The sequence below is a fragment of the Pannonibacter sp. I15F10I1 genome (assembly GCF_900185665.1).
GTDB classification, from domain to species: Bacteria; Pseudomonadota; Alphaproteobacteria; order Rhizobiales; family Stappiaceae; genus Pannonibacter; species Pannonibacter indicus.
In genome coordinates this window covers 820614-846490 of the sequence record NZ_FYAN01000026.1, presented here as the reverse complement: position 1 = coordinate 846490, position 25877 = coordinate 820614, and the positions used below count along the sequence as shown (strand labels likewise).

Below are 25877 nucleotides of genomic sequence, written 5' to 3'. Positions count from 1 at the left end.
ATGGCGCGTCTGGGTGATACTGTCCTGAAGGTCCGTTCGAAGAATGCCGGTCCCTTCTGGGTGACCGTCGACGTGTTCTGCGGCTCTGACGAGGTGTTCAAGCGGGTTGTGCCGTCGTTGAAGACGGCGGATGTGGCGGCGCTGTTCCACACCGAACCGCAGCTGCTGAAGCGCTTCGATATCGAGGAGCTCTCGGTCATCAAGTTCAGCTTTCCCCGCCCGGTGGTGCAGGGCAGCGCGAATGACCGCGACATGCACGGCGCGCAATGGGCCGTGCTGCTGGAAGAGGCGGATGTGAAGATCGCCTGAGCAGGGCTTCCTGCCGGCCGGTCCAGCTCCATTTGCTGCAAGACTGACCGGCTGCCGCCAGATCGCGGCAGCCGGTCATTTTGTGTCAGGCCTTCATCGCCGCCATGGCCTGCGTCAGGTCTGCAATCAGGTCACGCGTGTCTTCAAGCCCGATATGCAGGCGCACGCTCTGGCTGAGCGGCACCGGCGTTCCAGCCGTGCGCAGGCCCTTGAGCTTCACCGGGATGGCCAGGCTTTCAAAGCCGCCCCAGGAATAGCCAAGGCCGAACAGCTTCAGCGCATTGAGGAAAGTGACCGCCTGCTTCTCCGTGACGTCCGGCGTGAAATCAAAGGCAAAGAGCCCGCAGGCGCCCTTGAAATCGCGCTTCCACAGGGCATGGCCGGGATCCTGCGGCAGAGCGGGATAGCGGATTGCCGCCACGCAGCTCTGCTCCGCCAGCCAGTTCGCCACTTCCAGTGCGTTGCGCATGTGCCGTTCAAGACGAACCGACATGGTCCTGAGGCCGCGCAGGGCGAGATAGACATCATCCGGTCCCACATGCAGGCCAAGGTTGCCGTGCATGTTTAGGAGGCCCGGCCAGGCCCTTGCGCTTGCAGCCACCGTGCCGATCATCACGTCCGAGTGGCCGACGATATATTTGGTGCCTGCCTGGATCGACAGGTCGACCCCATGGGCCAGCGGCTGGAAGAACACCGGCGTCGCCCAGGTGTTGTCCATCAGTACGAAAGCATCAATTTCGCGGGCCGCCGTGGCAATGGCCGGCACGTCCTGCATCTCGAAGGTGAGTGAGCCGGGCGCTTCAAGAAAGACCGCCTTCGTATTGGCCTTGAACCGCTTCCTGATTCCCTCGCCGGCCCAGGGTTCGAAATACTCCACCTCGATGCCGTAGCGCGGCAGGATGGCGTCGCAGAAATGCCGCGTGGGGCCATAGACCGTGTCTGCCACAAGGAAGTGGTCGCCAGCCTTCAGGCAGGAGAGGCAGGCAAGGGAAATCGCATTGAGGCCGGATGTGGCGAGCTTGGCGCCGGCTGCCCCTTCGATGGCGGCGATGGCCTCTTCCAGGGCCTCGGTCGTGGGTGTGCCGCGGCGGCCGTAGGAATACTTCTGCGCACCCGGTGCCATCGCCTCGACATTGGGAAAAAGGACGGTGGAGGCATGGACCACCGGCGGGTTCACGAATCCGTGAAAGTCATCCGGATGCCGGCCTGCGTGAACAAGCACGGTGTCCAGTTTCTGATCAATCTCTGCCATTTTGTTACTCGTGTTGACTTTCTATGCAGCGGGAGGTGGAAGAGGGGCGGGTATCACGATGAAATAATCGTTTTACCACTCTGCGGCCTCTTGACCCGTCGCGTCAAATGCCATCGAATGGCCACATTGGGGCTCGGGTAGCGGCGCTATTCCGACTTCGCGTTTTGCGTGAGGGAGGACTGGAGCCCGGCACGGCCGGGCAGGGGGTCCAGCAGCTGGAAAAAGCGCATGCGGAACATCCGGGTCCTGATGCAAAACACAGATGGGTAACAAAAAAAGGCTGCAAATCCATGAAAGCGAAATTCATTCCCATGATGCTCGGCGCGACCGTCGTTGCGGCTGCTGCGACCTCTGCGTCTGCAGCGACGCTTGACGACGTCAAGGCCAAGGGTTTTGTCCAGTGCGGTGTGAGCCAGGGTCTGCCGGGCTTCTCCAATCCGGATGCACAGGGCAACTGGAGCGGCCTCGACGTCGACATCTGCCGCGCCGTTGCAGCCGCCATTTTCGGCGATGCCGAGAAGGTCAAGTATTCCCCGCTGAGCGCCAAGGAGCGTTTCACCGCCCTGCAGTCCGGCGAAATCGACGTCCTGTCGCGCAACACCACCTGGACCTCTTCGCGCGACACCTCGCTCGGCCTGAACTTCACCGGCGTGACCTATTATGACGGTCAGGGCTTCCTGGTGCGCAAGTCGCTGGGCGTGACCTCCGCTCTGGAACTGTCCGGCGCTTCCGTCTGCACCCAGACCGGCACCACGACCGAGCTGAACATCGCAGACTACTTCCGCTCCAACAACATGCCGTATGAAGTCGTCGCCTTCGAAAAGGCCGACGAAGTGATCATGGCCTATGACGCCGGCCGCTGCGACGTGTTCAGCACCGACGCTTCCGGTCTCTACGCCGAGCGCCTGAAGCTTGCCAACCCGGCCGACCACGTCGTGCTGCCGGAAATCATCTCCAAGGAGCCGCTCGGCCCGGTGGTGCGTCATGGCGACGACCAGTGGTTCGATCTGGTGAAGTGGAGCCTCTACGCCATGATCAACGCGGAAGAGCTTGGCATCACCTCGGCCAACGTCGAAGAGATGAAGTCCTCCGACAATCCGGAAATCAAGCGTCTGCTCGGCGTTGAAGGTGATTACGGCCAGCAGCTGGGCGTCGGCAACGACTGGGCTGTCAGCATCGTCAAGGGCGTGGGCAACTACGGTGAAGCCTTCGACCGCAACGTCGGTCCGGACACCCCGCTGGGCATCGCCCGCGGCCTGAACGCCCTGTGGACGAAGGGCGGCCTGCAGTACGCCCCGCCGGTCCGCTAAGCCAGACTTTACGGGATCCTTCGGGAGCCCCGGATCTGCGTCCCGGCCGGTGCAAGCTGGCCGGGATTTGCGTAATGACGGTGCTGGTAAAGACTGCAAAATGCAGCAACCGGCATCAGGGGAAAACTGCCGTATCTCTGTCGACGGGGTCTGGAGAACGGCAACGCATCACAGGTGCCGCTACAAGAGCACCGGTGCGTCATTGGTTGGCGAGGCAATATGACAACACGGGATAACGGCGCAGCATCCTCTTCGAGAGGGTCGCTGGTCAACGACCCGCATGTTCGAGGTATTTTCTTTCAGTTGCTGCTGGTGGCGGTCCTTGTGACCGTGGGCTATGTGATCGTGACCAACACGATCGCCAATCTCCAGCGCCAGAAAATTGCATCGGGCTTCGGATTTCTTGACCGGATTGCAGGATTTGGCACATCCCAGAGCCTGATCAACTATTCGGAGACCTCCACTTTCGGGGACGCCCTGCTGGTGGGCTTCCTGAACACGCTGCTCGTTGCCGTCATCGGCATTCTCTGCGCGACCATCCTGGGCTTCCTCATCGGCGTTGCCCGCCTGTCGAAGAACTGGGTCATCTCGCAGCTGGCCTACTGGTATGTGGAAGTCCTGCGCAACATTCCGCTGCTGCTGCAGATCTTCTTCTGGTATTTCGCCGTTCTGCGGTCAGTCCCGGACAAGCGGGACAGGTGGTCGCTGTTTGATGCGATCCATCTGAACATCGCAGGGCTCTGGATGCCCAAGCCGGTGTTCGAGCCGGGCTCCTCGGCGATCGGCATTGCTCTGCTGATTGCCATCGCCGCCGTTGCGGTGATCAAGACCTGGGCCCGCAAGCGCCAGGAGGCGACGGGGCAGCAGTTTCCGGTGTTCCTGACGGCTCTCGGCCTGATCATCGGCCTGCCGCTGGTGGCCTATCTGGCATCGGGCATGCCCGTTTCGTTCAGCCATCCGGTCTTCAACGACACCGGGCCGCTGCTGCAGCGGGGCTTCACGCTCGGCACCGGCATGACGCTGATTCCGGAGTTCCTGGCCCTCACGGTGGCGCTGGCGATCTATACGTCGGCCTTCATTGCAGAAATCGTGCGTGCCGGCATTCAGGCGGTCAGCCACGGCCAGACCGAGGCAGCCAATGCCCTGGGCCTGCGCAATGCGCCGACCCTCCGGCTGGTGATCATCCCGCAGGCCATGCGCGTGATCATTCCGCCGCTCACCAGCCAGTATCTCAATCTGACGAAGAACTCTTCGCTCGCGGTTGCGATCGGCTTCCCCGACCTCGTGTCCCTTGGCGGTACGGTGCTGAACCAGACCGGCCAGGCGATCGAGGTTATTGCGATCTGGATGGCGGTCTACCTGTCGCTCAGCCTGATCACATCGGCCTTCATGAACTGGTATAACCAGAAGATGGCTTTGGTGGAGCGGTAAGGATGAACACCATGGCTGAAACCAAATCTGCATTTCACATCCGGACGGAGGAGGCTCCGCTTCTTCCGGCTCCGGTTTCGACTGCTGGTGCCATCGGCTGGGTGAGAACGAACCTGTTCTCCTCCATCGGCAACACCATTCTCACCCTCATCGGCATTCTGATCGCCTATTCCCTGATCAAGCCGCTGATCGAGTTTGCCCTCATCACCGCAGTCTGGACCGGTGAGAACCGCAATGCCTGTCTTGTGCCGGAAGGCTCGGGCGAGGTAGTCGGGGCCTGCTGGGCCTATGTGAAGGCGTATTTCCCGCAGTTCATCTACGGCCGTTATCCGGCGGCCCAGACCTGGCGGGTGGATATTGTCTTTGTGCTCTTCGCGGCGCTGCTCATTCCGCTGGCGATCCCCTCGGTGCCCTACAAGCGGATCAACGCGGTGCTGTTCATCGTCGGGCTTCCCATCGCGGCCTACTATCTGCTGACGGGGCTTTCCATCGGCGGCAACGTCATCCTGCCGGTGGTCTCGACCTCCCTGTGGGGCGGGCTGCTGGTGACGCTGGTGATTGCGGTGACCGGTATTGCCGCATCGCTTCCCATCGGCATTCTGCTGGCCCTGGGACGGCGCTCGAACATGCCGGTCATCAAGCTGTTCTCGGTGATGTTCATCGAGTTCTGGCGCGGTGTGCCGCTCATCACGGTGCTGTTCATGTCCTCCGTGATGCTGCCTCTGTTCCTGCCTGAAGGCATCACCTTCGACCGGCTCCTGCGCGTGCTGATCGGTGTGACGCTGTTCTCCGCCGCCTATATGGCGGAGGTGGTGCGCGGCGGCCTGCAGGCCATTCCCAAAGGACAGTATGAGGGCGCCAAGGCGCTCGGCCTGGGCTACTGGCAGATGATGCGTCTCATCATCCTGCCGCAGGCGCTCAAGCTCGTCATTCCGGGCATCGTGAATACGTTCATCGGCCTGTTCAAGGACACGACCCTGGTGCTGATCGTCGGCATGTTCGACCTTCTGGGCCAGATCCAGTCCTCGTTCACAGACCCGACCTGGGCAACGCCGGTCACCAGCCGTACAGGCTATCTGTTTGCTGCCGTGATCTTCTTTGCCTTCTGTTTTGGCATGTCGCGCTACTCCATCTACATGGAGCGGCGGCTGAACACGGGCCATAAACGCTAGAGCGACCGTTGACAGGCTGGCGCGGATCTCCGCGCCGCCTCCGATCCCTGGATATTCTGGAGTAAACCCATGAGTGAGAACGCAGTCTCCGAAGTCGAAATCGCCGTTGACCGCAGCAAGATGACCGTGTCCGACACGGATGTGGCGGTCGAGATCATCGGCATGAACAAGTGGTACGGGGATTTCCACGTGCTGCGCGATATCAACCTGAAGGTCATGCGCGGCGAGCGCATCGTCATCTGCGGGCCTTCAGGGTCCGGCAAGTCGACGATGATCCGCTGCATCAACCGTCTGGAAGAGCATCAGAAAGGCCAGATCATCGTCGATGGCATCGAACTGACCGATGACCTGAAGAAGATCGACGAGATCCGCCGTGAGGTTGGCATGTGCTTCCAGCACTTCAACCTGTTTCCGCATCTGACGATCCTTGAGAACTGCACACTGGCGCCGATCTGGGTGCGCAAGATGCCGAAGAAGCAGGCCGAGGAAATCGCCATGCACTACCTGACCCGGGTGAAGATCCCCGAGCAGGCGCACAAGTACCCGGGCCAGCTCTCCGGCGGTCAGCAGCAGCGCGTGGCCATTGCCCGCTCGCTCTGCATGAACCCCAAGATCATGCTGTTCGATGAGCCGACCTCGGCGCTCGATCCGGAAATGATCAAGGAAGTGCTGGATGTGATGGTCAGTCTTGCCGAAGAAGGCATGACCATGCTCTGCGTCACCCACGAAATGGGCTTCGCCCGCAAGGTCGCCAACCGGGTCATCTTCATGGATGCCGGCCAGATCGTGGAACAGAACGAGCCGGAGCAGTTCTTCCTCAATCCGCAGCACGAGCGTACCAAGCTGTTCCTGAGCCAGATCCTGCACCACTGATCCGCAATAGCGCGGACCGGTTTTCCGGCCGCAGCTCGCAGGTTAGAATCAGGCCCCGGACTGCAAGGTCCGGGGCCTTGTTTTTATGTGACGGTGAATGTTCCCCTGAAGAAAAGACGATTGTGTGTTTTTACAATAAGGAGCATCGCGAAAGCGCTATGCCTTTCGCTATCTTGCGAAATTCGTTTTCAAGAATTTGCCGTAAACAGCCTGTAAGTCATGTCTTGCGGAAATGCCTGCCGGTTTACTTTGCATTATCGGGCTTGGGGCATTCTGGAGCGCGGAAATCACCGGCCGCTCGTTATTGCATGCCTTATACGAAATCCCGGTGAGCTTGCCTCATCGGGATCTGATCAAGCCCCTGCGGCGTTTGAGCATTTTCAAGGCGTGATGCGCCAGCATCCCGGAGCCTTGGTATGAGAGGGTTGTTCGACGCATGACTGTTCTTGGAACTTTTCGCCACCTTGCTGCCAAAACCGGAGCCTGCGCTGCCACCGCGCTGGCGCTGATGGCTTTTCAGCCTGCCGCCGCACAGGATCGCGGGCTGCCCTTCGATCTGGTGGGCAAATGGAAGGTGGAGGAAATTCAGGGTGAGGTGCCGCAGAGCGGCGCGGACAGTATCCTGCAGATCGAGGAAGCTGGAACCGTTGCGGGCTCCGGCGGCTGCAACACCATCTTCGGGCAGGTCCGCCAGAGTGGCGGCGTTTTGAAGATCGGCCCGCTGGCGGTCACCCGCAAGGCCTGTGCCCCTGCCATCATGGATCAGGAGCGCAAATTCGTCGAAGCCGTCCATGCGGCCGTCGATTACCGGGGGGAGCGGGGCTCCCTGACGCTGCTCAACGCCAATTCCGAACCGGTGCTGCGCCTGTCGCTGATGTGAGCCCGGCAACCCGTGCTGAAAACAAGGGCCCGCGTCAGTCTCTGACGCGGGCCTTCTGTCTTTTTCAGTTCAGCCTTGTAGTCACCCCGTGACGACGGGCGTGTCCGGCAGGCTGCCCCATTCGCTCCAGGAGCCGTCATAGAGGCTCAGATCCTTGTGGCCGAGCAGGGTGAGGGCGAGAGTGATGACCGCCGCGGTGACGCCGGAGCCGCAGGAAGTGGTCACCGGGCGCGACAGATCCACGCCAGCGTCCAGGAAGACCTGGCTGAGATCCCCGTTGGACTTCATCGTGCCGTCCGCGTTCAGAAGTTCGGTGAAGGGTGTGCTGAAGGCGCCGGGCATATGGCCGGAGCGCAGGCCCTCGCGCGGCTCCTTCACTTCGGCGCGGAAGCGGGCGCCGGCGCGGGCGTCCAGAACCTGGCGGCTGCCGCTGTCCACGATCGCCCGCATGGCTTCGATATCCGTCACGGCGCCATTGTGAAGGCGGGCGGTGAAGTGGCGCTCCGGCCGTGTCACCTTGCCGTCTTCCACCGGCCGTCCTTCGGCTTTCCACTTCGGCAGGCCGCCGTCGAGGATGAAGACACGCTCTGCCCCCATGGTCTTCAGCATCCACCAGCCGCGCGGGGCGGAGTAGATGCCGACCGTGTCGTAGAACACCAGCGTCATGCCGTCGCCCACGCCCAGCTTGCGCATCATGGACGAGAAAGCCGTCGGCTGCGGCAGCATGTGGGGCAGGGGGCTTGCCTTGTCGGCGATGGCGTCGATGTCAAAGCGGATGGCGCCGGGAATATGTTCGGCCAGATATTCCGCGTTGGCATCGCGGCCCGTGCCCGGCAGGTGCATGGAGGCATCCAGCACCAGAACATCTGGCGCGGCAAGACGGCTGGCAAGCCATTCGGTACTGACGAGGGGCGGACGGTTCATGCCGGTCTCCGGTGCTGCAGGGGCGGGTCTGGTTCTGGTCTGTTTCTGGGAAAGGGATCAATCAGCAAGGCGGATGCGGATCCGCCGGTTCAGCTTGCCCTTCTTTTCCATTTTCGTGATCTCAACGAGCCCGATTTCGGATGTGCGTGACACATGGGTGCCGCCGCAGGGCTGCAGGTCGAAATCCTCGCCGATGCGCACGAGGCGCACCTTGCCGTTGCCGCGCGGCGGGCTGACGCTCATGGACTTGATGAGGCCCGGATTGGCATCCAGCTCTTCATCCGTGATCCATTCCATGCTCACCGCCATGTCCCGGCCCACCGTTTCGCGGATCGCAGCCTCGATGGTCTCGCGTTCCGGCGGTTCGGGCATGTCGAGATCGATGCGGCTTTCCTCGGCGCCGATCTGGCAGCCGGTGATCTTGGTCTTCAGCACGGCGCAGATGATGTGCAGAGCGGTGTGCATGCGCATGAAACGGTAGCGCTGCGTCCAGTCCACATGCACGCTCACGGCCTCACCTGCGCCCGGCAGGGCCTCTCCGGCGGCGGGAATGTGCCGGTGGCCGGTCTTGCCGTCTGCATAAAGGGCGGTGGTGATGGCAACCCGGCTGCCATCGGCGCGTTCCAGATAGCCGCTGTCGCCGGGCTGGCCGCCGCTGGTGGCGTAGAACACCGTCCGGTCCAGCACGATGGCGCCATCTCCGGTAATTTCCACCACCCGCGCTTCGCAGCTGCGCAGATAGGAATCATCGCGGAAAAGGGGCTCGGTCATCTGAAAGGCTCCGGTATCGGACAAGGCGGGGCCGCACGGTAGCACGCTCTGCCGCAGCCGCAAGCCTTGAAAGGACCTGAAATGACCGGGACCCTAGAGGATCGGCGAAAACAGCCGGGCACTCTGGGCAAGAACCCGGAAGGCATAGGAGCGCTTGTCGAGGTCATCCGGTCCGGTCTGCCGGGCGCGGCCAAAATCCTTCTCCAGCATGGCCGCAATCTGGGCGATGAAGCCGGGGCTGGTGAACCAGAGCGTGATTTCGAAATTGATCCTGAAGGAGCGGTTGTCGAAATTCACCGTGCCGACAGACGCCAGCTCGTCATCCACGAGCACGACCTTCTGATGCAGGAAGCCTTCGAGATAGCGGTAGACCTTGATGCCGTGGTTCACCATGTCATCCGCATAGGCGTGGCTGGCCAGCCAGACCAGCCGGTGGTCGGCCTTCTGCGGCAGCAGCACCCGCACATCGACGCCTCGCATGGCTGCTGCATAAAGCGCCGTCTGCACGTCCGGCCCGGGCACGAAATAGGGGCTGACGATCCACAGCCGGTGGCGGGCACGGGAGATGGCCTCGGTGAAGGCGATGGAACAGTCTTCCAGCGGGTCGGCCGGGCCCGTCGGCATCACAAGGACGGCCTCGTCACCGGGGGATTCGTAGGGGCCGGGCGAGAAGAAATCCAGCGGCTCGCCGCAGGCCCAGTGCCAGTCCTCGGCAAAGGAGAGGGTGCAGCCGAGTGCTGCCGGGCCGCTGATCTTCACGTGGGTGTCGCGCCAGTGGCCGAAATCCGGGTCCTTGCCCAGATATTCATCGCCCACATTGTGCCCGCCGACCCAGGCATGCCGGTTGTCCACGACGACGACCTTGCGGTGGTTACGGTAGTTGATCCGCATCGGCCCCAGGATCCGCAGATAGTGATGCGTTTCGTTGAAGCCCGAGACGTGAATGCCGTGCCGGCGCAGCCGCCGGATATAGGCCTTGGGCAGGCCTTTGGAGCCGATCTCGTCATAAAGGAAATAGACCCGGACGCCTTGCCGGGCCTTCTCGATCAGCAGGTCGGCCAGCGTGCGGCCCAGCACATCGCTGCGCACGATGAAGAATTGCACCAGAACCACGGTTCTGGCCTCGGAAATTCCCTGCAGGATCGAGGAGAACGTGGCATCGCCATCGATCAGCAATTCGCAGCGGTTGCCGGAAATGAAGGGCAGGTTGGCGACGCGTGACAGCACCTGCCAGTCCGTGGTCGCGGCCTTGTCGGCGATGCCGATCTGCCGGGCGCGGCGGCTGCGCTCGTCCCGGCCCATCTTGCGCTGCACATCGGCATAGTCGTCGAACTGCTTCCAGCCGAAGACGAGATAAAGCAGGATCGTGGGGATGGGCAGGAAGAACAGCGACAAGAGCCAGGCGATGGTGCCTTGCGCCGTGCGGCTGTTCATCACTTCCCGCACGGCGCAGATGGCTGCAAGGGTGTAAAGCGCTGCCGTAACCGCGGCGATGATGCCGAGATTGTTCAGGATCGTATCGGCGAGACTGACATCCGTAAGGACGTCCCTGCCGATGGACGTGGCAGCGCCCCCCATGGGCGTGGTCCTTATCTCATAGGAAAGGCGCCTTCAGCCCGGACCGGCTCTCCAGCCACGCCGGAACCGGCAGGGATTTGGAGCGCAGGAATTCCGGATTGTAGAGCTTGGACTGATAGCGCGAGCCGTGGTCGCACAGGATGGTCACGACCGTATGGCCGCGGCCGAGATCCCGCGCAAGACGGGCCGCACCGGCGATGTTGATGGCGCTGGAGCCGCCGAGCAGCAAACCTTCATTCTCCGCCAGATCAAACAGCAGCGGCATGGCTTCCTCATCGGTCACCAGATAGGCCTTGTCCACCTTGATGTCCTCGATGATCGGCGTGACGCGGCCAAGGCCGATGCCCTCCGACACGGAGCCGCCGGGGGAGGATTCTGCCTTGCCGGTGGTGAAGAGCGAGTACATCGCCGCCCCGCGCGGGTCTGCGCAGCCGATGACGATGTCCTGCTTCTGCTGGCGCAGATAGGTGGAGGTGCCCGCCAGCGTGCCGCCGGTACCGACCGCGCAGATGAAGCCATCCACCTTGCCGTCCGTGTCGCGCCAGATTTCCGGGCCGGTGCTGACGAAATGGGCCTTGCGGTTGTCGAGGTTGTTCCACTGGTCGGCAAAGAGCACGCCGTTGGGCTCGCTCTTTGCCAGGTCTTCGGCGAGGCGGCGGGCGACATGCTGGTAATTGTTGGGGTCGGAGAAGGGCTTCACCGGCACTTCAACGAGTTCGGCGCCCGCAAGGCGCAGCATGTCCTTCTTTTCCTGGCTCTGGCTGTCCGGCATGACGATGACGGTCCGGTAGCCGCGGGCGCGGGCGACAAGCGCAAGCCCGATACCGGTGTTGCCGGCCGTGCCCTCGACGATCAGGCCGCCGGGCTTCAGGTCGCCGCGCGCTTCGGCCTCCAGGATCATCTGCTTGCCGGCACGGTCCTTGACCGACTGGCCGGGGTTCATGAACTCCGCCTTGCCCAGGATCTCGCAGCCCGTCTCGTCAGAAAGCCGGTTGAGGCGGATGAGCGGGGTGTTGCCGATGGCTTCGACGGCGGAGGAATAAAGGGTCATGGTGATCCGGTGTTACTGTTTTCTGGTTGAAACGGCTTGTGCGCAAGCTAATGGTCCAAAGGCGCCGGATCAAGTGACGCGGCTGCAATCTGACCTGTCATGCGTGGAAGGTTTTTCTGCATCTTCGCTTAAATGGAAACGGAAAACCCCCGCCTTGGCCCCGGTGGCATCTTGCCGGGAAGGGGCAGTTTATCTAGGTTTCCTTACTAACACGCAGAAAGACGTGATCCGGGCACCAAAGACCGCCGTAGAGCAGGAAAAGCTGCTCACTCAAAAGATGGCACCAGGCACTTTAATGGAAACTACCACTGGACTGGACGAACTGCTGGCAGGATATGTCGCCGGAAGGCTGGCAGAACCCGCGCGCGTCCTCGTATCGTCTCATCTGGAACTCTCGCCCCGCCACCGCGGCTATGTCCGCTCGCTGGAGGCGCTGGCCGGAGCGGAGCTGGACACCACCGCACCGGTGGAACTGACCAGCCGGGATGCCCGTCTTGAGGCCATTCTCGGCCTTCCGGTCATGCCGGAGCGGGCCATCCAGCCCTGCGAGTCCTTCGATCCGCGTCTTCCGTCCAGCCTGCGCGGCCTGCTGGGCCGCAACACGCTGGATGGCCTGAAGTGGCGCAGCCTGATGCCGGGCGTGAAGGAATTCAAGTTCGGCGAAATGGATGGCTGCACCGCCAGCCTCCTGTGGATCAAGGCCGGCCGCGCTGTGCCGTCGCACACCCATGACGGCCAGGAACTGACGCTCGTGCTGCAGGGCGGCTTCTCGGATGCTGACGGCCATTATGTGCGCGGCGATCTCGCCTTTGCCGATGATCACGTCGATCACAAGCCCGTTGCCGATGACGATGAAGACTGCATCTGCTTTGCCGTCACCGAAGGCCACCTGCGCCTCACCGGCCCCCTCGGCCGCCTCATTGCTCCCTTCATGCGGATGTGAGGGTCGGGCAGGTTAGGTATGCCTGTTTCACTGCGGTGCTGCTGAAAGTCAGAGCGTCATAGCCCTACCGCGCTGTCCCCGCCTTGAGCGGGGACCTGTGAGGCTGGCACGCCTTAACGCTTGCTCAGGCCGTCACCCCGGCCAAGCGCAGCGCGAGCCGGGGCCTACTCGCTTCCAGAGAGCTGAGATTATCTCAAGCCCTGCTTCAGGCTCCTGTCCGAAGTCAGATGCACCACCGGAAACAAGTCTCACCGATCTGGAAATGAGTGGTCCCCGGGTCCTCACTTTGTTCGGCCCGGGGCGACGCCTGAGTGTTTGGAACGCCTGTGCTTTTGCCTCTACCTCGTCAGAACTTTAGTCGCCCGGTACCGTGGTGCCAGCAAGCACTGAGTCATCCCGGCCAAGCGTAGCGCGAGCCGGGACCGGTGAGCCGGGGCGTTGGCTGGTTCAGGTCGGCAGCAGGATAGACCCAGGCTCACCGGTCCCTGATCTCCGCTGCGCTTCGTCAGGGATGACGAGATGAGAGGCTGCTGGAAAGTGAGTGGCCGGTTGTTCCGGATGATGCCTCCCTGACAGGTCACGGCTCGAAGCCGGAATGAACGGTCTATGGATTTGCGTTCGTGCTAGCAGGCCCGCAGTACCGCACCTTTGCCAGCTACATTCTCTCCTCCACGAACAAGTGCGTTCCAGGTGAGGCCGGGGCGGTCAGAGTGGCGAGGAAGCGGTCCCCAACCAGATCCACAGCCCGCCCTTGTCCGTAGAAACTCCAGACACAGGAGTTTCAGGTGACAGATTATACGGCAACCCCTTCCGACGGTTCGGCATGGATCACGGGCGCCAGTTCCGGCATCGGCCGGGCGGTGGCGCTGGAGCTGGCGCGGGCGGGCTTCAAGGTTGCGGTGACGGCCCGTTCGGCTGAAGCGCTCGAGAGCCTTGCCGGGGAGGCCGCAGGCCTTGCCGGATCGATCCACGCCTATCCCGGAGACGTCACGGATGCGGCCGCCATGGCCGCTATTGCCGCCAGCATCGAGGCGGAGCTTGCGCCGCTTGCCCTCGTCATCGCCAATGCAGGGGTCTATATCCCGGTCGATGGTCTCGATGGTTCTGCAAAGGCTTACGCGCAGACCTTCGATGTCAATCTGAAGGGCACCGTGCATGTGGTGCTGCCAGCCATTGCCGCCATGAAGGGGCGGGGGCGCGGTCAGATCGCCATTGTCGCCTCTGTCGCGGGCTACAGCGGCCTGCCCACCTCGGCCGCCTATGGAACGACCAAGGCCGGGTTGATCAATCTGGCCGAGAGCCTGAAGTTCGATCTCGACCGGGTGGGCATCCGTATTCAGGTGGTTTCACCCGGCTTTGTCGATACGCCGGCGACCAAGGAAAACCCTTTCCCCATGCCGCATCTGATGCCGGTGGAAGAGGCGGCCAAGGCTTTTGTGGCGGGGCTGCGGGCGCGCAAGGGCTTCGAGATTTCCTTCCCCAAGGCCTTCGTCCGGCAGCTTAAATTCTTGCGGCTTCTGCCCTACAGCCTCTATTTCCCGCTTGTCGCCAAAGCCACCGGCTGGAGCCGCAAGGGGCGGTCAGGGGATGTTTAGCCCCAGCCCGTATCTCTCCATCGTCATCCCGGCTCGCGCTACGCTTGGCCGGGATGACGATGGAGAGGTGGGTGGATTATGGGCACCATAACCTAAATCTGCCCGCCCTGCGCTTCGCCGCTGCCCGGCTTGTCCCGCCAGCGCAGGCGGTGTTCGAGCTGGCGCAGGGCGACGGAGAGGGTGACGGTCATCGACAGATAGATCAGCGCGACGAGATTGTAGGTCTCGAAATAGCGGAAGTTGCCCGCCGCTGCGACCTTGCCGAGCTGGGTGATGTCGGTGACGCCCAGAACCGAGACAAGGGAACTGTCCTTCAGCATGGCGATGAAATCATTGCCGAAGGGCGGCAGCACCACGCGCAGGGCCTGCGGCGCGATGACGAGCCGGAAACGCTGCCAGCCGGTAAGGCCAAGCGCCTTGGCCGCTTCCACCTGACCGGGGGCTATCGAGACGATACCGGCCCGGAACACCTCCGCCAGAAAGGCGGAATAGGCCAGGATCAGCGCAGCAACGGCACGCCAGAGCAGGGAGACATCACGCGTCCTGACTTCGCCAAGGCCGAGGTGCCCGGCGAGCCAGTTCCAGCCCTCCACCAGCAATGGCACACCGGCAAAGGCGATGTAGAGCAGCAGCACGATGATCGGAATGCCGCGGATCAGTTCCACATAGAAGCGGACGAACTGGCGGATCACGGCAAACCGCGACAGGGTGCCGAGCGCCAGCAGCAGCCCCAGCAGCGAGGCACCGGTGAAGGCTGTGGCCGTGACCATCAGCGTGATGCCGATGCCGCGCGACAGGGTGGACAGCACCTGCGCCTGCTGGGCATCGGCCAGCGCCTGCACGAAGGCATAGACGATCAGCAGCCCCATGGCGGCGAGCCACCATGGAAACTCAGGCGAAGAGGGCGAACGGCCGCCGGGGAGGTGTCTGGCGCGCGGCTTCGGGCGGGCGGGTCCCATTCTTCACGGCTCTCCGGCGGGCATCAGGGTCACTGGCCCATCTTGTAGTCGAGCAGCCACTTCTTATCGAGCGCGTCAATGGTGCCATCTGCCTTCATTGATGCGATGGCGGCATTGACCGGGGCAACGAGATCCGAGCCCTTCGGGAAGATGAAGCCGAAGTCTTCCGTGCCCAGCTTCTCACCCACGATCTTCAGCGTGTCATTGGAGGTGGAGACATAGCCCTCCGCCGCCGTGCTGTCGGTCAGAACCAGATCTACGTCACCGGCCCGGAGCGCGGCAACGCCGGCGCCAAAGGTCTCGAACTTCTTGATGCGCGGGTTGGCCTCGTCGCCGTCGAGCACTTCGTAGACACCGACATAGAAGGGCGTGGTGCCCGGCTGGGCGGCCATCAGCAGCCCGGCATCGGCGGCAAAGCCCTTGGCATCGGAGAACCGGGCTTCATCGGCACGCACCAGCATCACCATTTCCGAGCGCATGTAGGGATCGGAGAAATCCACCTTGTCCTTGCGGTCGTCGCGGATGGTGATGCCGTTCATGGCAAAGTCATATTCCCCGGCGGCGATGGCAGGGATCATCGCGTCCCAGCTGGAGTTCTGATAGGTGACCCTGGCGTTGAGCCGCTTGGCGATCTCCGCAACCGCATCATATTCCCAGCCCACGGCCTTGCCGCTGCTGTCCATGAACTGCAGCGGCGGATAGGCATTTTCCGTCAGCACCGCGATTTCCCGGCCGCCCAGATCCGGCAGTTCAGCGGCCTGGACAAGGCCGCCGGTGAAGGGCAGCACCGACAGGGCAAGGGCGGCAAGGCGGGCGAAACGCGGCAGAAGGGCGGTCATGGGTCAGGCTCCCGTTGACGTGAAACGTGTTCCCGACTGTTAGCCGTGAAGGCTGGCTGCGGCAAGCGCGACGGCGGGCAAGTCCTCATATACGCAAGAAAAAGCCGCCCCGGCACTCGTGCGGGGCGGCGCTGACTGGCAAGACGGTTTCAACCCGCCTTCGCATAGACGATCTGGCGCACGTCGATGTTGCCGGAGCGGAAGCCGGCCTCGCAGTAATGGAAATAGAACTCCCAGAGCCGCTTGAAGCGCTCGTCGAAACCGAGCGGGGAAATGCGCGGCCATGCCTCGCGGAAGCGCTCGCGCCACTCGGCGAGAGTGCGGGCATAGTCCTGACCGAAGATGCGCTCCGCCGACAGTTTCAGACCCTGCCGTCCGCCGATCTCCTGCAGCTTGCCGGGAGGCGGCAGCATGCCGCCGGGGAAGATGTAGCGCTGGATGAAATCCGGGCGGCGGGCATAGTCCTTGAACATGGTGTCCTGGATCGTGATGATCTGCAGGCCTGCAAGCCCGCCGGGCTTCAGACAGGACGACACCTTGTTGAAATAGACCGGCCAGTATTCCTTGCCGACCGCCTCGAACATTTCGATGGAGGCGATCCGGTCGTAAATGCCCGTTTCATCGCGGTAATCCTGAAAGACGACCTCGACCTTGTCGTTGAGACCGGCCTTGAACATGCGCTCACGGGCATAGTCGTACTGCTCGCGGGAAATGGTCAGGGCGCGTACATTGGCGCCGATCTCGCCGGCGGCAAATTCGGCAAAGCCGCCCCAGCCGCAGCCGATTTCCAGCACCTTGTGGCCCGGCTTGATGCCGGTGGCCTCCGCCAAAGCCAGATATTTCTTGCGCTGCGCCTCTTCCAGCGAGGTGGTGCTCTCGTCAAAGAGGGCCGAGGAATAGGTCATCGAGGGGTCGAGCCATTCCCGGTAAAAGGCATTGCCAAGGTCGTAATGCGCAGAGATGTTCCGCTGCGAGCCCTTGCGGGTGTTGCGGTTGAACCAGTGCCGCAGCGTGACGGCCAGGCGGAACAGCGGGCTGCCCTGCAGCTTCTCCACCGTCGCGTCCCGGTTGACGCAGAAGAGTTCAAGGAAGGTGGTGACGTCCGAGCTGGACCAGTATCCGGCCATGAAGGCTTCACCCACGCCCACATCGCCGCCTTCGGCGGCCATGCGCACGAAGCGCCAGTCATGGACGGTCAGGTCGGCAACCGGACCGGATTCCTTGCCTTCGATGCGGAAGGCCTGACCATCTGGCGTCGTGATTGTCAGCACACCATAGCGCAGGGCAAGCACGATGCGCATGCCCATGCGGACGAAGCGGGGCAGGCCCGAGAGCACCTCGCGGGCATTGGCCTGGGTCAGATGAATGACCCGCTGCGATCCGGCAATGGCCGGGGAGGGCAGGGAGGAGGCAAAAGACATGTCGGTCTCCATCAGGCTTTCCCGTAAAACTGTTCATGTGCGGACGCGTTTGCCTCTTTGGCCTGTTGCGCGCCGCTGCCTGCCGCAGGTGCGGTGGCAGATGTCTTTGAATGAAAACGTATACCCTTGAGCCACAGCTTCAAGGCCTCCCAGTGAATGCCGCCCATGACCTTGAGCGTCATGAAAGGCATTCTCACGCACTCCCGCAGGATGACGCGGCCGGTGAGAGCGCTGTGATTGCCGTGGAAGGTGGCGGCCAGCGAGGGGCCGTCCGGGTCCGTTTCCAGAATCCGCACACGCACGCTTTCACCCGGCGGCATCATGCGGAAGTGATAGGTCTGCACCATGTCGAGGAAAGGCGAGACGTAGAACTGCTTGTCCTGCGTCTGCCGGATGCCCGCTTCGCTCACCTGATCCGCTGTAACGGGCGCCACATAGGTGTGCAGGTCGCCGAAGGTGTTGCGCACCTCATAGACGATGCCGGACAGAGTGCCTTCGCCGTCATAGGCGTAATAGACGCTGAGCGGGTTGAACACATAGCCCAGCATGCGCGGATAGCACAGCAGCAGGACACGAGCGGGGCGGGCAACGCCTTTCTCCGCCAGCAGCCGGTTCACATGTTCACGCAGATCCGAGCCGTCACGAGGGCCGTGGTCCTTCTCGTGGAAGGACAGAAGATTGAAGCGGCGGTGCGAGAAGAACCAGCTCTGCCGGCTGGCCTCCTTCAGTCTGTCCAGATCGATCAGCAGACTGAAGACGGAATAGCTGAAGCGGTGCGGCACGGGCTTCATGCGCGCATGCATGACCTGCCCGGCATAGAGGCTTGCTGCCTCCGCCGGGGCCGGGCCGTTGCCGCTCACACGGGTCTGGCCGTGCCCGTCCGTCTTTCTGTGCGCCGCCATGCTGCGTCCTGCCTTACTCGGCAGCTTCCGCGAGGCCGGACGAGCCAACCGCCGCAGAGCGCCAGGGAAGTTCCGCGCCGAGGGCAGTGGCAACCTTGAGGCCGGAAACAAGACCGTCCTCATGGAAGCCATGCCCTTGCCAGGCTCCACAATACCACGTGTTGGCCACGCCCTGTATCCGTGAGAGTTGCTGCTGCGCGGCCAGCGCGCCTGCATCGAACTGCGGATGGTCATAGGTGAAGCGGGCGAAGGTCAGATCCTCGCGCGGCTCATGCGGCGGGTTGAGCGTGACGAACAGCGGGCGGCTGGTGTCGATGTTCTGCAGCCGGTTCATCCAGTAGGAGACGGCCACATCCGTTCCTTCCGCCGAGCCGGTGCGGGCGAGATAGTTCCAGGACGCCCAGACGCTCTTGCGCTTGGGCATCAGGCTTTCGTCCCGGTGCAGATAGACCGTGTTGGGCCGGTAGCGGATGGCCGAGAGAATGCGGCGCTCGTCGTCGCTCGCGTCATCCAGCATGGCCAGCGTCTGGTCCGTGTGGCTGGCAAGGATGACGTGATCGAACATGTCTTCGTGCCCCGAGGCATCGCGCACATGCACCTTGCCCTCAGCCCGGCGGACGCTGGTGACGGGCGAGCCGAGGCGCACGTGGCCGCGCAGCGGCTCCAGCAGGCGCTGCACATAGTTGCGGCTGCCGCCGGACACCGTGCGCCACTGCGGCCGGTCGAAGTTGATCAGCCGGTGATTCTCGAAGAAGGAGACGAAGGAAGCGGCCGGGAAGGCCAGCATTTCGGAGGCCGGGGTGGACCAGATCGCCGCACCCATCGGCACCAGATAGTCTTCAATGAAGGCGGCGGAGAACTTGCGTGCGCGCATGTAATCGCCAAGGCTCATGCCCGTCAGATAGCCTGAGGCCAGATCTGCGGCGCACTGACGGTTGAAGCGCAGGATCTCGCGCAGCATCCACAGGAAGCGCGGCGAGACCATGTTGCGCCGCTGGGCGAAGATGGTGCGCAGGTTGGTGCCTGACCATTCGCGCCGGCCGGCATCTACCGACAGGGCAAAGCTCATGTCGCTGGCTTCGGTGGCAACGCCCAGATGGGCAAAGAGTGCGGTCAGGTTCGGGTAGTTCAGCTCGTTGTAGACGATGAAGCCCGTGTCCACCGAAATGGCGGCGCCATCGTAATCGATATCGACGGTGGCACTATGCCCGCCGGGGCGCAGGCGCTTTTCGTAAACGGTGATGTCGTGATGGCCGCTGAGGGCCCAGGCTGCGCTGTTGCCCGAGATACCGGAACCGATGACTGCAATCCGCATTCTGTATCCTTGTCATGCGGGACGGGGTGTCCCAAAGGTGGGGGCAGCGGGGAAATGCCTTGTATTGCGAGATCTTACGCTGCGCCCAGGCGGGCGGATCACGGACAGGAATTTTTGTTGTGCGGGGAGGGGGGAAGACGGGCCTTGCCAGAGCAACGAAGAGGCCCGTTCCGCCTCAGGCGCTCTGGCGGATGACCAGTTCCGGGGCGAGGCGGACGATTTCGGCGCTGCCGGTTTCGCCGTGGCCATCAATGCGCTGGCGCAGGAGGCGGAGCGCCTCGCGGGTGGTTTCCAGCACCGGATTGCGCACGGTGGTCAGCTGATAGGGCTCCCACGCGGCGGCCGGGATATCATCAAAACCGGCAATAGCCACGTCACCGGGCACGCTGAGGCCAAGGCGGCGGGCGGCGGCGATGGCGCCAAGGGCCATGGCGTCGTTGCCGCAGAGGATGGCATCGGGCTTTTCCGGCGCCGTCAGCAGGGTGAGGGCCTGCGCAAGGCCGCTGTCGACGGAATAGTCGCCCTGACGTGCAGCCAGCAGCTTCATGCCGCGCCGGGCCAGCGCCTGCATCAGCCCGTCGTGCCGCTCGATGTTGGAGAAGGTTTCCGGTGTGCCGCCGATCCACGCGAGCTTTTTGCGGCCGCTTGATGCCAGATGATCCACCAGCAGCTCCAGCCCCAGCCGGTTGTCGCAGCACACGGCATCCGTATCGCCGCCCGGCATGATGCGGCCGACCATGACAATCGGCGCGCCGGAATTGCGGCAGCGTTCGGCCAGCGCCGGGCTGACGGATCCGGCGGCAACAATCGCCCCGTCCACCTGATAGGCGAGGGCGTCTTCCAGCGCATTGTCCAGTTCATCGCCCGGCTGCACCTGCAGCAGCAGCGGCCAGTTGCGGGCCGCGCGGATTTCCCGGCTCATGGTTTCCAGGAGCCAGGCTTCATAGGGGCGGGAGACGGCGCCGACCACAAGCGCGATGAGGCCGGTGTGGCTGCCGGTGAGGCCGCGGGCAATGCGGTTGGGGCGGTAGCCGAGGGATTCGGCCACGGCGAGCACATGGGCGCGCTTGCGGGCGGCAATTGGCGCCCCTTCCGTGAAGGCGCGGGACACCATGGCGCGGGAGACGCCTGCGGCTTCGGCAACATCATCGGCGGTGACGCGCATTCCTTCTCCGGCTCAACTTGCAAACGCGTTCATACTTTGCATCGCACAAAAAACGGCTCTTTGCAAATGGAGTTGACATAAAACCGTCATGCACTGAACATAGATTGAACGCGCTTTCAATCGGAGGAGGTCCCCATGGGAACTGAAGCGCTGTCACTGGAGGAGGTGTCCATTCGCCTTGGGCAGTCTCTCATTCTCGACGGCATCTCGCTGGAGGTGCCAGCGGGCACCTTTACCTGCCTGCTTGGCCCTTCAGGCTGCGGCAAGACAACATTGCTGCGCTCCATCGCGGGGTTCGCCCCGCTGAGCGCAGGAGATATCACCGTGGGCGGACGCTCCATCGCCGGCCTTGCGCCCGAGGCGCGCCAGACCGCCATGGTGTTCCAGTCCTACGCCCTGTGGCCGCATATGTCGGTCGCCGGAAACCTGACCTATCCGCTGAAGCTGCGCGGCCTCGGCAAGGCTGAACGGGAGCGGCGGGCAGAGGAGGTTCTGGCGCTGCTGGGCCTTGAGGGCTATGGCGGCCGCGCCGTCACCAGCCTGTCCGGCGGCCAGCGCCAGCGCGTGGCTCTGGGCCGGGCGCTGATCATCGACCCGCCGCTGCTGCTTCTGGATGAGCCGCTGTCGAACCTCGACGCCTCCATCCGCCGCAGCCTGCGCGGCGAGCTGCGCCGCCTGCAGCAGAAGGTCGGCATCACCACCATCATGGTCACCCACGACCAGGACGAGGCGCTGGCCATGGCCGACCGTATCGTCCTGATGCGCAAGGGGCAGATCGTGCAGGTGGCGAGCCCGGAGGAGCTGTACAGCGCCCCGGCCGATCTTGAGGCGGCTGAGTTTCTCGGTGTCGGCAACGTCACCGCCTTCCGCCATGGCGATCCGGTTGCGGCGTCTGCGAAGATTGCCGGGTTCCGCACCGAAGTTGCACGCGCGTTCACTTCGGCAGAGGTTCTGCCCGAAGGTCCGGCGCTGTTGCGCAAGGGGCAGGTCAGTGCCTGCGCCTATGCGGGCGGCACCTACCAGATCACGATTGATTCTGCCGGGGAGAGCCTGTCGGGCTGCTCGCCCGTGCCCATCGCTGCGGGCGCTGATGCGTCCCTCACCGTTCCGGCATCGATGCTGATGAGCTTCGATGCCGAAAACCGCCTGCTTCAGGGCACGCTCCACGGGGCTGTGCTGGAGACACGGCACTAATTTTCCCACTCACGAACCTCAGGGAAGACAGTCATGAAACTCAGGATTGCCCTTGCCAGCATGCTGGCAGCCACGACCCTTACGACGGCTCTGGCGACCAGCGTGTCGGCCCAGACCCTGACGGTGATCACCGCCGGTGACACCAACATGGTGGATTACATCAACGACTACCTCGGACCGAAGTTCGAGGAGGCCCATCCGGGTGTGACCGTGCGCGCGGTCGGCACCGGCCCGGGCGATGGCGGCAGCCAGGCGATCTATGAAAAGATCGACGCCCAGAAGGGCAAGGACGTGTGGGATGTGGACGTCGCCGTCGTGCATCAGCGCATGGCCGGCAAGATGGTCGAGGAGAAGCTGCTGTCGAGCTACCGTGATGGTCTGGCCACCGCCAAACTCGTCACCCGCGAAACGGCTGAAAACTCGCTGGGCGTGAATGTCTCCGGCTATGTCATGCCGATGTTCCACAGCCAGATCGCCATTGCCTACAATCCGGACGTGATCGCCAACCCGCCGCAGTCCTATGAGGAACTGGCCAAGTGGGTGAAGGAAAACCCAGGCAAGTTCGGCTACAACGGCATCACCGGCGGCATGGCCGGCGTCGGCTTCGTCTTCGGCTGGATGTATGCCTTCTCCGGCGCGGCTGACGAAATCCGCAATGGGCCGTGGGCTGACGATGCCGCTGCCAAGTGGGAGCCCGCGCTCACCTCGCTGCGCGACTTCAACCAGAGCGTTGTCATGACGCCGGGCAACGCCGGCACGCTGGATGCCATGAACCGCGGCGAAATCGCCATGGGCCCGGTGTGGATGGACATGTTCTACACCTGGGTTGCCGATGGCCGCCTGAACCCGAACCTGAAGCTGATGATCCTGTCGCCGGGCATGCCGGGCCAGCCGATGTACTACACGGTGCCGGCCAAGGCTGCGCAGCCGGAACTCGCCAAGGAGTTCATCGCCTTCGCCACCAGCCCGGCTGTGCAGGCTGACGGCATCGTGCGCCGCTTCAACTGGTTCCCCGGCATCGATCCGCAGAACGTCAAGAGCGAGTTGACGGACGCCGAATGGAACCGCCTGTTTGCCGACGTGACCCCGGAAACGCTGGCCGAGCGTGGCTGGTCCATGCCGCAGGCCAAGTACTTCGCGGCCATTCTGGAAGCCTACGAGAAGAACGTCGCCAAGTAAGGGGTAAGTTGCGGGGGACACCGGCGGTTCAGACCAAGGTTTTTCCCATCCTTCGTCATCCCGGCTCGCGCTACGCTTGGCCGGATGACGAAGGAGAGACTGGAGCTTGCTGACAGTCTGACCTGCGCCCTCGCAGCCATTCTTCTAATCCCGTCTGGCCCGGCTCCCCGCCGGGCCGGGCATCTGCCTTTCAGGGAACAGGCCGGGGCCGCAGTGCGGACAAACCGGCTCAGAGGAAATGCCTCATGACTGCACATTCTGCCGCTGACACGCTGCGGACCGGTCAGACCGCCGCGAGCGGGCTGTTCAGCCGCTGGGCTGGCATGGGCGCCGGGCTGCTGCTCGTTGCCCCCGCGCTCACGGCCATCGGCCTGCTTTATGCCGCGCCGCTGCTGCGTTCGCTCATCACCGCCTTTCAGGATGGCGATGGCAGCTTTTCGATGGCCAATATCGCCAAGGCGCTGGAGTTCTACAGCGGCGATATCATCTTCTCCATTCTCGTGGCGCTTGGCTCGCTGGCCTTGATTGCAGCGGCCTCCATCGCCATCGCCGGCTATCTGACGCTGGGCGAAAGCCGCTGGGCCGTGCCGCTGCTGCGCTGGCTCTACCGCTGGCCGCTGTTCATTCCCTTCATCGTTGCCGGGCAGACGGCGCGCTCGTTCCTGGCCCGCAACGGCATGCTGAACACGCTGCTGGTGGATGCCGGGGTGCTGGATGCTGCAGCGGCGCAAAGCCTGCTCGACTGGCGCGGCCTGGTGCTGACCTTTGCCTGGAAGCAGATCCCCTTCGTCACGCTGCTGCTGGCCGGGGCGATGGCCTCGCTCGACCGCTCCACCATCGAGGCAGCGCGCAATCTGGGGGCAGGGCGGCTGCGCTGCCTGTTCGATATCGTGCTGCCTCAGGTGTGCCCGCAGCTGCTGGTGGCGCTGGTGCTGTCGCTTGTCACCATCATGTCGGTGCTCTCCGTGCCCGCCATGCTGATCTCCGGCAATCCCACCATGATGACCGCGATGATGGCCCACCGGGTCACCTATTACGGCGACTATGCGGTTGCCAATGCGCTCGGCCTCTTCTCCTATCTGCTGACGGCAGTGGCAGCCTGGGCTTACCTGCGCATGACGCTCAAGGCAAAGGCAGGCCAATGACCTCTCTCTCACTCCTTGCCCGCAAGGCGGGTGCCACCTTCGGCCTTGCCCTTGCCATGGGGCTTGTCGCCTTCATTGTTTTCGGGCCGCTGACCAACCTTGCCATCTGGGCCTTTGCCGAACAGTGGTTCTATCCCAACCAGTGGCCGACCCGCTGGGGCTTCGAGTTCTGGGGCCGGGTGTTCCGTCCGCGTGCAGGGGCGTGGGAGTCGCTGTGGAACTCCGTCTCCATCGCGGCGGCGACCGTCGGTCTCTCCATGGCCCTGTCCATTCCGGCCGGCTATGCGCTGGCGCGGCTGGCGCTGCCCGCCCGCAGCTTCATCATGCTGATCTTCCTGCTGCCGCAGGCCTTTCCGTCGCTGCCGATCTTCGTCAACATCGCCGCGATCTTCTACGGCCTCGGGCTCAACGGCACGCTTTTCGGCGTGGTGCTGGTGCATTCGCTGCCTGGTCTTGTCTATGCGGTGTGGATCGCCACGGCCTCCTTCAGCGCGGTGGACCGCAGCATGGAGGAAGCCGCGCGCAACCTCGGGGCCGGGCCCTTGCGCACCTTCCGGGACATCACCCTGCCGCAGGCCTTTCCGGGGCTGATGGCCGCGTCGATCTTCGTCTTCCTCGACAGCATCGACGAGTTCACCGGCACCTATTTCGTCGGTGCGCCGGATATCTCGACCCTGCCGATCCTGATGTTCAACGCCAGCATGGGCGGCAATTACCAGATCGCCGCCATCACCGCCTTGATCCTCCTGATCCCCTCCGTCGGCTTCATGCTGGTCATCGAACGCTTCCTGAAGGCGGATGTGCTCTCGCGCATCGGCCGCTGACTGAAAGACCTTTCAGGGCATGTACATTCTACATTTCTCCGACTTTCATCTCTTCGCCGCAGACAAGGAAAGCGCCCACCCGCGCCCCGATACGGTGGCGGCGGTGGAAAAGGTGCTGGCCGATGCCGCCAGCCTGACACCGCAGCCGGATCTGGTGCTGATCTCCGGCGATCTGGCCGACTGCGGCAGCGCGGAAGACTATGCGCTGGCGCGGCAGATGCTGGCCCGGTTTGATGCTCCCGTGCTGGTGGTGCCGGGCAATCACGACCGGCGGGACGCCATGCGTGCGGCTTTCTTGGGCACCATTCCCTTCACGCCGGAGCCGTTCCTCAACTTCGATATGGTGCACAAGGGCATCCGTGTCATTGGTCTTGACACGATCATTCCGGGCAAGGTCGAGGGGGAGCTTTGTGCGGAACGTCTCGGCTGGCTGGCCGAGCGTCTGGCCGACGAAAAGGCGCGGGAAGAGACCACCTCCGGCGTCACCTTCTTCATGCTGCATCATCCGCCCTTCGGCCTTGCCTCACCCGCCTGGGACTGGATGACGCTGACGGCGGGGCGTGATGAGCTGCGTGCGCTTCTGGCCGGTTTCCCCGGCCACCTGCGCCTGCTGACGGGTCATGTGCACCGGCCGCTGATCACCAGCTTTGCCGGCCATTTCGGCGCCATCGCCGGCAGCCCTGCCTTCCAATATGCCCCGGGCCTCGGCTGGACCAGCGAACCTCCGCTGTCCGCAGAGCCCTATGTCTACTGGCTCCACCACATCACCGGCTTCGGCGACGTGATCACCAGCCCCCGGATGATTGATCTGGGGTGAAGAGGGGGCAGCCGCGCCCCAAACTGAG

24 protein-coding genes are annotated in these 25877 nt (G+C 63.3%); 13 read left to right on the top strand and 11 right to left on the bottom strand.

The genetic code is table 11. The features are described from left to right. A complete protein-coding gene (locus tag IF10I1_RS17105) occupies nucleotides 1-309 on the top strand; it encodes a DUF4387 family protein (RefSeq protein ID WP_186393657.1) in 309 nt (102 codons plus the stop codon). An 85-nt stretch (nucleotides 310-394) separates the two neighbouring features. Here the strand turns inward: IF10I1_RS17105 and metC are convergent, their stop codons facing one another. Further along, nucleotides 395-1561 carry a cystathionine beta-lyase gene (metC, locus tag IF10I1_RS17100; RefSeq protein ID WP_186393656.1) on the bottom strand — a complete coding sequence of 389 codons (1167 nt, stop codon included), beginning with the start codon at nucleotides 1559-1561 and terminating at the stop codon, nucleotides 395-397. A 290-nt stretch (nucleotides 1562-1851) separates the two neighbouring features. On the opposite strand from metC, the gene IF10I1_RS17095 reads away from it, so the two are divergent. The 5 genes from IF10I1_RS17095 to IF10I1_RS17075 all read left to right on the top strand — a co-directional run bounded on the left by IF10I1_RS17095 (nucleotide 1852) and on the right by IF10I1_RS17075 (nucleotide 7227). Further along, nucleotides 1852-2871, top strand: coding sequence for an amino acid ABC transporter substrate-binding protein (locus IF10I1_RS17095; RefSeq protein ID WP_186393655.1), 1020 nt, complete (start codon nucleotides 1852-1854; stop codon nucleotides 2869-2871). A gap of 219 nt (nucleotides 2872-3090) precedes the next feature. Next, nucleotides 3091-4302 carry an amino acid ABC transporter permease gene (locus tag IF10I1_RS17090; protein ID WP_050471774.1) on the top strand — a complete coding sequence of 404 codons (1212 nt, stop codon included), beginning with the start codon at nucleotides 3091-3093 and terminating at the stop codon, nucleotides 4300-4302. A gap of 2 nt (nucleotides 4303-4304) precedes the next feature. Further along, complete coding sequence (locus IF10I1_RS17085) at nucleotides 4305-5474, top strand: amino acid ABC transporter permease (protein WP_094462947.1); 1170 nt, start codon at nucleotides 4305-4307, stop codon at nucleotides 5472-5474. A 69-nt stretch (nucleotides 5475-5543) separates the two neighbouring features. Beyond that, nucleotides 5544-6347: an amino acid ABC transporter ATP-binding protein gene (locus IF10I1_RS17080; protein ID WP_050471773.1), complete on the top strand. Its 804-nt coding sequence runs from the start codon at nucleotides 5544-5546 to the stop codon at nucleotides 6345-6347. A 436-nt stretch (nucleotides 6348-6783) separates the two neighbouring features. Beyond that, nucleotides 6784-7227: an META domain-containing protein gene (locus tag IF10I1_RS17075; RefSeq protein ID WP_123194092.1), complete on the top strand. Its 444-nt coding sequence runs from the start codon at nucleotides 6784-6786 to the stop codon at nucleotides 7225-7227. Nucleotides 7228-7308: 81 nt separating this feature from the next. Here the strand turns inward: IF10I1_RS17075 and sseA are convergent, their stop codons facing one another. The 4 genes from sseA to IF10I1_RS17055 form a co-directional block, all read right to left on the bottom strand. After that, nucleotides 7309-8151: a 3-mercaptopyruvate sulfurtransferase gene (gene sseA / locus IF10I1_RS17070; protein ID WP_186393654.1), complete on the bottom strand. Its 843-nt coding sequence runs from the start codon at nucleotides 8149-8151 to the stop codon at nucleotides 7309-7311. Nucleotides 8152-8208: 57 nt separating this feature from the next. After that, on the bottom strand, nucleotides 8209-8922 hold the full coding sequence (locus IF10I1_RS17065) for an alanyl-tRNA editing protein (protein ID WP_186393653.1): 714 nt from the start codon (nucleotides 8920-8922) through the stop codon (nucleotides 8209-8211). Nucleotides 8923-9015: 93 nt separating this feature from the next. Next, the gene (gene cls / locus IF10I1_RS17060) at nucleotides 9016-10500 is read right to left on the bottom strand and encodes a cardiolipin synthase (RefSeq protein ID WP_186393652.1); all 1485 of its coding nucleotides are present in this window, start codon (nucleotides 10498-10500) and stop codon (nucleotides 9016-9018) included. Between the two features lie 16 nt (nucleotides 10501-10516). After that, on the bottom strand, nucleotides 10517-11551 hold the full coding sequence (locus tag IF10I1_RS17055; RefSeq protein ID WP_186393651.1) for a cysteine synthase A: 1035 nt from the start codon (nucleotides 11549-11551) through the stop codon (nucleotides 10517-10519). Nucleotides 11552-11846: 295 nt separating this feature from the next. Here IF10I1_RS17055 and IF10I1_RS17050 point away from each other — a divergent pair, with 295 nt between their 5' ends. Continuing rightward, nucleotides 11847-12494, top strand: coding sequence for a ChrR family anti-sigma-E factor (locus IF10I1_RS17050; protein ID WP_186393650.1), 648 nt, complete (start codon nucleotides 11847-11849; stop codon nucleotides 12492-12494). A 785-nt stretch (nucleotides 12495-13279) separates the two neighbouring features. Beyond that, nucleotides 13280-14089 carry an SDR family NAD(P)-dependent oxidoreductase gene (locus IF10I1_RS17045; protein WP_186393649.1) on the top strand — a complete coding sequence of 270 codons (810 nt, stop codon included), beginning with the start codon at nucleotides 13280-13282 and terminating at the stop codon, nucleotides 14087-14089. Nucleotides 14090-14181: 92 nt separating this feature from the next. On the opposite strand, the gene IF10I1_RS17040 is transcribed toward IF10I1_RS17045, so the two are convergent. The 6 genes from IF10I1_RS17040 to IF10I1_RS17015 form a co-directional block, all read right to left on the bottom strand. After that, on the bottom strand, nucleotides 14182-14958 hold the full coding sequence (locus tag IF10I1_RS17040; RefSeq protein WP_123195641.1) for an amino acid ABC transporter permease: 777 nt from the start codon (nucleotides 14956-14958) through the stop codon (nucleotides 14182-14184). Nucleotides 14959-15077: 119 nt separating this feature from the next. Continuing rightward, nucleotides 15078-15887, bottom strand: a complete 810-nt coding sequence (locus IF10I1_RS17035; protein WP_186393648.1) for a transporter substrate-binding domain-containing protein — start codon at nucleotides 15885-15887, stop codon at nucleotides 15078-15080. Between the two features lie 149 nt (nucleotides 15888-16036). Then, nucleotides 16037-17308, bottom strand: coding sequence for a cyclopropane-fatty-acyl-phospholipid synthase family protein (locus IF10I1_RS17030; RefSeq protein WP_186393647.1), 1272 nt, complete (start codon nucleotides 17306-17308; stop codon nucleotides 16037-16039). 11 nt (nucleotides 17309-17319) lie between these two features. Then, a complete protein-coding gene (locus tag IF10I1_RS17025) occupies nucleotides 17320-18210 on the bottom strand; it encodes a DUF1365 domain-containing protein (RefSeq protein WP_186393646.1) in 891 nt (296 codons plus the stop codon). Nucleotides 18211-18223: 13 nt separating this feature from the next. Continuing rightward, entirely contained in the window at nucleotides 18224-19525 is a 1302-nt protein-coding gene (locus tag IF10I1_RS17020; protein ID WP_186393645.1) for an NAD(P)/FAD-dependent oxidoreductase, read from the bottom strand. A 175-nt stretch (nucleotides 19526-19700) separates the two neighbouring features. Continuing rightward, entirely contained in the window at nucleotides 19701-20690 is a 990-nt protein-coding gene (locus tag IF10I1_RS17015) for a LacI family DNA-binding transcriptional regulator (RefSeq protein WP_058900068.1), read from the bottom strand. A 135-nt stretch (nucleotides 20691-20825) separates the two neighbouring features. On the opposite strand from IF10I1_RS17015, the gene IF10I1_RS17010 reads away from it, so the two are divergent. The 5 genes from IF10I1_RS17010 to IF10I1_RS16990 all read left to right on the top strand — a co-directional run bounded on the left by IF10I1_RS17010 (nucleotide 20826) and on the right by IF10I1_RS16990 (nucleotide 25849). Next, entirely contained in the window at nucleotides 20826-21884 is a 1059-nt protein-coding gene (locus IF10I1_RS17010) for an ABC transporter ATP-binding protein (protein ID WP_186393644.1), read from the top strand. A 33-nt stretch (nucleotides 21885-21917) separates the two neighbouring features. Then, on the top strand, nucleotides 21918-23063 hold the full coding sequence (locus IF10I1_RS17005; protein ID WP_186393643.1) for an extracellular solute-binding protein: 1146 nt from the start codon (nucleotides 21918-21920) through the stop codon (nucleotides 23061-23063). Between the two features lie 323 nt (nucleotides 23064-23386). Continuing rightward, nucleotides 23387-24208 (top strand): ABC transporter permease, encoded by an 822-nt coding sequence (locus IF10I1_RS17000; protein WP_186394018.1) that lies wholly within the window; start codon nucleotides 23387-23389, stop codon nucleotides 24206-24208. Beyond that, nucleotides 24205-25032, top strand: a complete 828-nt coding sequence (locus IF10I1_RS16995) for an ABC transporter permease (protein ID WP_186393642.1) — start codon at nucleotides 24205-24207, stop codon at nucleotides 25030-25032. The genes IF10I1_RS17000 and IF10I1_RS16995 overlap by 4 nt, the downstream gene beginning before the upstream one ends. A 19-nt stretch (nucleotides 25033-25051) precedes the next feature. Then, nucleotides 25052-25849 (top strand): metallophosphoesterase, encoded by a 798-nt coding sequence (locus IF10I1_RS16990; RefSeq protein WP_186393641.1) that lies wholly within the window; start codon nucleotides 25052-25054, stop codon nucleotides 25847-25849. Nucleotides 25850-25877 lie beyond the last annotated feature (28 nt).